The sequence below is a fragment of the Streptomyces capoamus genome (assembly GCF_014654935.1).
GTDB classification, from domain to species: Bacteria; Actinomycetota; Actinomycetes; order Streptomycetales; family Streptomycetaceae; genus Streptomyces; species Streptomyces capoamus.
Map to the genome: position 1 here is coordinate 56,682 of NZ_BNBF01000025.1, position 5,763 is coordinate 62,444.

The 5,763-nt window shown below is 71.5% G+C and carries 6 protein-coding genes; 2 read left to right on the plus strand and 4 right to left on the minus strand.

Features of this window, described 5'->3' with window-relative positions; all coding sequences use genetic code 11:
- Positions 1–353 (minus strand): IspD/TarI family cytidylyltransferase (locus IE312_RS42630; protein ID WP_229900640.1); only part of this gene is annotated, 353 nt, incomplete at its 3' end.
- Positions 354–630: 277 nt separating this feature from the next.
- Complete coding sequence (locus IE312_RS31020; protein ID WP_003953493.1) at positions 631–1,113, minus strand: CarD family transcriptional regulator; 483 nt, start codon at positions 1,111–1,113, stop codon at positions 631–633.
- Between the two features lie 624 nt (positions 1,114–1,737).
- Between IE312_RS31020 and IE312_RS31025 the strand changes: the two genes are divergently transcribed.
- A complete protein-coding gene (locus tag IE312_RS31025) occupies positions 1,738–2,421 on the plus strand; it encodes a copper chaperone PCu(A)C domain-containing protein (RefSeq protein ID WP_189985585.1) in 684 nt (227 codons plus the stop codon).
- Positions 2,422–2,535: 114 nt separating this feature from the next.
- On the opposite strand, the gene phoP is transcribed toward IE312_RS31025, so the two are convergent.
- Both phoP and phoR read right to left on the minus strand, forming a co-directional pair.
- Complete coding sequence (gene phoP, locus IE312_RS31030; protein ID WP_018568744.1) at positions 2,536–3,207, minus strand: two-component system response regulator PhoP; 672 nt, start codon at positions 3,205–3,207, stop codon at positions 2,536–2,538.
- A gap of 5 nt (positions 3,208–3,212) precedes the next feature.
- Complete coding sequence (phoR, locus tag IE312_RS31035; RefSeq protein WP_189985586.1) at positions 3,213–4,460, minus strand: two-component system sensor histidine kinase PhoR; 1,248 nt, start codon at positions 4,458–4,460, stop codon at positions 3,213–3,215.
- 180 nt (positions 4,461–4,640) lie between these two features.
- Between phoR and phoU the strand changes: the two genes are divergently transcribed.
- Complete coding sequence (phoU, locus tag IE312_RS31040) at positions 4,641–5,330, plus strand: phosphate signaling complex protein PhoU (RefSeq protein ID WP_189985587.1); 690 nt, start codon at positions 4,641–4,643, stop codon at positions 5,328–5,330.
- Positions 5,331–5,763 lie beyond the last annotated feature (433 nt).

Consider the following 5,763-nt stretch of genomic DNA (forward strand, 5'->3'; position numbering starts at 1 on the left):
TCGTGCACCAGCACGATCCCGTACCGCGGCGGCAGCGCCTCCAGGCCGAGCCGGACGGACTCCTGGCGGGACTCCCCGCCGGGGACGACCAGGAAGTCGGTCCGCTCGGGCAGCGCGTGCGCGTCGAGCAGGGACTTGACGTCGGCGGCGCCCTCCGGCGGGGCGACGACGATCACCAGCGAGACGTGCCGGGACGCGGCGAGGGCGCGGATCGCGTGGATCAGCATCGGCGTGCCGTTCAGCGCGCGGAGTGCCTTGGGGGCGCCCGGACCGAGCCGCACGCCCCGGCCGGCGGCGGGAATCACGGCGGCGACGGGGGTCTGCGCGGGCGTAGGACGTGATTCGTCAGACATCGGATCCTGTCAGGTTTGTGTGCTCGACCTACGTGGGTATGGCCTGGAGGAGTGCCGGGCGCGAGGCCCAGACCGGACCCTTTCCGTGACCCTGGTCGAGCCGTCCGCCCGGGCCCGGCACCTCAAGTATCGGGGGGCGTTCCACAGGCTTCACCGAAGAGCACCCGCTGCGGGGACGAACATGCCGCAGCGCCCGGCGACAGGTCACTGTCATCGGGCACCGCGGCATTTCACTGTGCTGAGCGTGCCGGAAGCGAAGGTTCGCTGCCGCTGCGCGTCAGGAGGCGAGCACCTCGTCGAGCAGGGCTTCGGCCTTGTCCTCGTTCGTGTTCTCCGCGAGAGCCAGCTCGCTCACCAGGATCTGGCGGGCCTTGGCGAGCATGCGCTTCTCACCGGCGGACAGTCCGCGCTCGCGCTCGCGACGCCACAGGTCACGCACGACTTCCGCGACCTTGATGACATCGCCGGAGGCGAGCTTCTCCAGGTTTGCCTTGTAGCGACGGGACCAGTTCGTGGGCTCCTCGGCGTACGGCGCGCGCAGCACCTCGAAGACCCGGTCGAGCCCGTCCTGACCGACCACATCACGCACGCCGACGAACTCCGCATTGTCCGCTGGCACACGCACCGTGAGGTCACCCTGGGCGACCTTCAGCACCAAGTAGGTCTTGTCCACGCCTTTGATCTGGCGAGTTTCGATGGCCTCGATCAGCGCGGCCCCGTGATGGGGATAGACCACGGTGTCGCCAACCTTGAACGTCATGTGACAGGTACCCCTTCCGTGGCTATCCAGAGTAACACGGATACGGCGTCTTCTGAATGGCGTTTTCGCAGGTCAGGGCATATCTCGGGGCTTGACAACAGCAACCGGAACGTGCTGCGGGGAGTCCTCGGAAGCGGGTATTCGCAGGTCGGAGGGGCTCTCCGGGCGGGGTGAAACACGTACGTCACACACCTCCGGAGGCGGTCCCAAGTGGCGGAACATCCCGATATGTCTGGTCTCAAGCGTACGACTTCCGCTACTCCGTTCGGTGACCGCAGGCGGATGTGAGCCGATTCAGGAATTGATCAACCGCCGCCGGGCGGGTGCCGGGTGATCAATATCGGGAAGGCCGCGCATTCCTCCGCGAAAATGCCGCGAGGCGCTCCGCGGGCGTGTTGAGAGGGGCCGCGGTCGCGTTATGTGAATGACGGACCGACGGCTGCACAATGTGACGCACGAGTCACTCGCGCCTCCTGGGGGTACCCCCACCCGGTGGGAAGCGCGGCGTTGGGGAGGGTCGGGTGCGACCGCCCGGGAACGGCTCGGTAACCTAAGGCCGCTGACAGACACTTAGGGTGGCTTTACAAGAGGAGCCGCCCGCGCGTTCAAGGAGTTGCCGCCGCCGTGAGCAGCAGCCTTCGACGCGGCGCCCTCGCCGCCTCCGCCCTCGTCTTCTCGATCGCCTCGCTCGCCGCCTGCGGCGCCGGTAACGACTCGCAGACCCTGGAGGTCAAGCCGGACAACGCGGCGACCAGTGTGGGCGACATCAAGGTCCAGAACGCCGTGGTCATCACCCAGCCCGACCCGCACGCGACCGGTCCGGCGGCGATCTCCGCGACCCTGTTCAACGGCGGCCGCACCGACCAGACGCTGCAGTCGGTCACCGTCGCGGGCAGCGGCACGTCGGTCGAGCTCAAGCCGGCCAAGGGCCAGAGCCTGACCGTTCCGGCGGGCGGCTCGCTCATCCTCGGCGGCAAGGGCAACGCCTCCGCGGTCCTGCCCAGCGGCCGGGAGGCCGTCCAGAACGGCAACGCCCAGAAGGTCACCTTCACCTTCAGCAAGACCGGCGAGGTGAGCCTGCGCGCCTACGTGGTCCCGGCCACCAGCTACTTCGACAAGTGGGGCCCGACCGAGGTCCCGTCGCCGTCGGCCTCCGCGAGCAGCGGCGCCCCGGGCGCCACGCCCTCCGGCAGCGCCCCCGCCGGCGGCAAGCCGCACAAGGGCCAGGGGACGAGCCCCTCGGCCACTGCCTCCCAGTCGGCCGCCACCCCGGGCGACTCCGCCTCCCAGTCGGCCGCCGGCCACTGACCGGCACCGCGAGCCGTACGACCGAGGGCGGCACCCCGTGCGGGGTGCCGCCCTCGGTCGTGTCCGGGCGCAGGTGCCACGAGGCGCTACGAGGCGCTCCGTGGGCGGTACGGCCTACGGCTCGAACTTGTAGCCCAGCCCGCGGACCGTCACCAGGTAACGCGGCGCGCCCGGGTCCGGCTCGATCTTGGCGCGCAGGCGCTTCACGTGGACGTCCAGCGTCTTGGTGTCGCCCACGTAGTCGGCGCCCCAGACGCGGTCGATGAGCTGCATGCGGGTCAGCACCCGGCCCGCGTTGCGCAGCAGCATCTCCAGCAGGTCGAACTCCTTCAGCGGGAGGTCGACCTTGGAGCCGGAGACGGTGACCACGTGCCGGTCGACGTCCATGCGGACCGGGCCCGCCTCCAGCGCGGCCGGGGTGACCTCCTCCGGCTCGCCGCGCCGGCGCAGCACCGCGCGGATGCGGGCGACCAGCTCGCGCGAGGAGAACGGCTTGGTGACGTAGTCGTCGGCCCCTATCTCCAGACCGACGACCTTGTCGATCTCGCTGTCCTTGGCGGTGACCATGATCACGGGGACGTTGGAGCGGCCCCGCAGCTGGCGGCAGACCTCGGTGCCGGGCAGCCCCGGCAGCATCAGGTCGAGCAGGACCAGGTCGGCGCCGTTGCGCTCGAACTCGTCCAGGCCGTCGGGGCCGGTCGCCGCGACGGCGACCTCGAAGCCCTCCTTGCGGAGCATGTACGACAGGGCGTCGGAGAAGGACTCCTCGTCCTCGACGACGAGCACTCGGGTCACGGAAGGACCTCCGGGGCGGGAAGCGGATCGTACGGGGATGCGTCGTTGCCGGCCTCGTCGTCGAGGTCCGGGTGCTGCTGTGCGCGGTCGCGGGCCGCGCCCGCCTCCGGCAGTCTGAGGGTGAAGGTGGAGCCCTGGCCTTCGGCGCTCCAGACCGTGACCTCCCCGCCGTGCGAGGCGACCACGTGCTTGACGATCGCGAGACCCAGACCGGTGCCGCCGGTGGCCCGCGAGCGGGCCGGGTCGACGCGGTAGAAGCGCTCGAAGATGCGCTCCTTGTCCTTGTCGGAGATGCCGATGCCCTGGTCGGTCACCGCCAGCTCGATCATGTCACCACCCGGCGCGGCCACCCGGCGCGCGGCGATGCCGACGCGGGTGCGGGCCGGGGAGTAGTTGACGGCGTTCTCGACCAGGTTGCCGAGGGCGGCGGCCAGCTGCCCCCGGTTGCCCCAGACGTGCAGGTCGGCCGTCCCTCCGGCGGCGATGGTGATCTGTTTGGTGCCCGCCTGGTGCCGGCAGCGGTCCATGGCCTCGGCGACCAGCTCGTCCACCCGGACCGGCTCGGCGTCCTCCAGCGGGTCGTCGTTCTGCACCCGGGAGAGGTCGATGAGCTCCTGGACCAGGTTCGTCAGCCGGGTCGCCTCGATCTGCATGCGGCCCGCGAAGCGCTGGACGGCCTCGGGGTCGTCGGAGGCGTCCATGACGGCCTCGGACAGCAGGGACAGCGCGCCGACGGGCGTCTTCAGCTCATGGCTGACGTTCGCCACGAAGTCGCGCCGCACCGCTTCGATGCGCCGTGCCTCCGTCAGGTCCTCGACCAGCAGCAGGACCAGGCGGGAGCCGAGCGGGGCCACGCGCGCGGAGACGGCGAGCGCCTCGCCGCGTCCGGTGCCGCGCCGCGGCAGGTCCAGCTCGACCTGCCGTATCTCCCCGTCGCGTCTGGTGTCCCGGGCCATCTGAAGCATGGGCTCCACGGCGAGCTTGCCGCCGCGCACCAGCCCGAGGGCGTAGGCGGCGGAGCTGGCCTTGACCACGGCGTCGGCCTCGTCGAGCACGACGGCGGAGGAGCGCAGCACCGACAGCACGGTGTCCACGCCGGGCGGGAGTACGGGATCGGTGTGCAGAGAAGTCCTGGTCGGCCGCTTCTGGTCGCGTTCGCTCCAGCGGAACGCCAGGACGGCGATGACGCCGGTGAGCACCCCGGCGATCGCTGCCGCTGCGGCGACCGCCGCGTTCACGTCCATGTCTCCAGGTTAGGCATGGGGTACGACATGACCACAGCCGTCGGGGTCCGACCTCGAACACTCGTCGCCCAGAGTTCACCTTGCAGCCAGTACCGGTTCATTCGGGATGGCGGAAACAGTCGCGTACGCGGCGGAACGTGGGAGCGTGGGGACCAAGCACGCCTATGAGAGGGAACCCTGATGCGGGACGCGTACCACGAGGAACTGGACTCGATCGGCGACGGACTGGTGGAGATGGCCCGGCTGGTCGGCTCGGCGATCGGGCGCGCCACGACCGCCATGCTGGACGCCGACCTGAAGCTGGCCGAGAACGTGATCGAGGCCGACCAGAAGGTCGACCAGCTGCAGCACGACCTGGAGGCCCGGGCGATAGCACTGCTGGCCCGGCAGCAGCCGGTGGCGACGGACCTGCGGATCGTCGTCACGTCGCTGCGCATGTCCGCCGACCTGGAGCGCTCCGGCGACCTCGCCCAGCACGTGGCGAAGCTGGCGCGGCTGCGCTTCCCGGAGCGGGCCGTGCCGAACGACCTGCACGCCACGATCCTGGAGATGGGCCAGCTCGCGCAGCGCCTGATGGCGAAGGCCGCCGAGGTCATCATCACCAAGGACGTCGACCTGGCGCTCCAGCTGGAGCAGGACGACGACGAAATGGACCTGCTGCACCGCACCCTCTTCCAGCACCTGATCGACGACCGCTGGAAGCACGGCATCGAGACGGCCGTGGACGTCACCCTGCTGGGCCGCTACTACGAGCGGTACGCCGACCACGCCGTGGCCGTCGCCAAGCGCGTCGTCTACCTGGTGACCGGCGAGCACGCGGACGACCTCCAGCAGGACATCCAGCCGGTCACGGGCGTCGACGGCGCGTAGCCCTGCGGGGCGTACGGTGCCTGGCGGGTTGCGCTGGGCCGACGGTGCTTGCCGGGGTGCGCTGGGCCGACGGTGCCTGCCGGGCCGGCCACGACGCCGACCGCGCGGGACCGTGCCGGACTGGCCAAGCCGGGCCGGGCTGGGCCAGGAGCGAGGGCGGGCCACGCCGGACCGGGGGCCGGCGGCCGGCGGCCGGGCCGGGCTGGGCCAGGAGCGAGGGCGGGCCACGCCGGACCGGGGGCCGGCGGCCGGCGGCCGGGCCGGGCTGGGCTGGGCTGAGCCAGGGGGCGGCCGTGCCAGGTCCGGCTCGCCGCGCCGGGCCGGAGATCGGTAGGGCGGGCCGGACTGGCCAAGCTGGGCCGGGCTGGGCCAGGAGCGAGGGCGGGCCACGCCGGACCGGGGGCCGGCGGCCGGCGGCCGGGCCGGGCTGGGC

Bases quoted from the DNA above. Each gene is read 5' to 3' on its own strand.
- IE312_RS31020 (WP_003953493.1), bottom strand. From the start codon at position 1,113: ATGACGTTCAAGGTTGGCGACACCGTGGTCTATCCCCATCACGGGGCC.
- phoR (WP_189985586.1), bottom strand. From the start codon at position 4,460: ATGGACGTGAACGCGGCGGTCGCCGCAGCGGCAGCGATCGCCGGGGTG.
- phoU (WP_189985587.1), top strand. From the start codon at position 4,641: ATGCGGGACGCGTACCACGAGGAACTGGACTCGATCGGCGACGGACTG.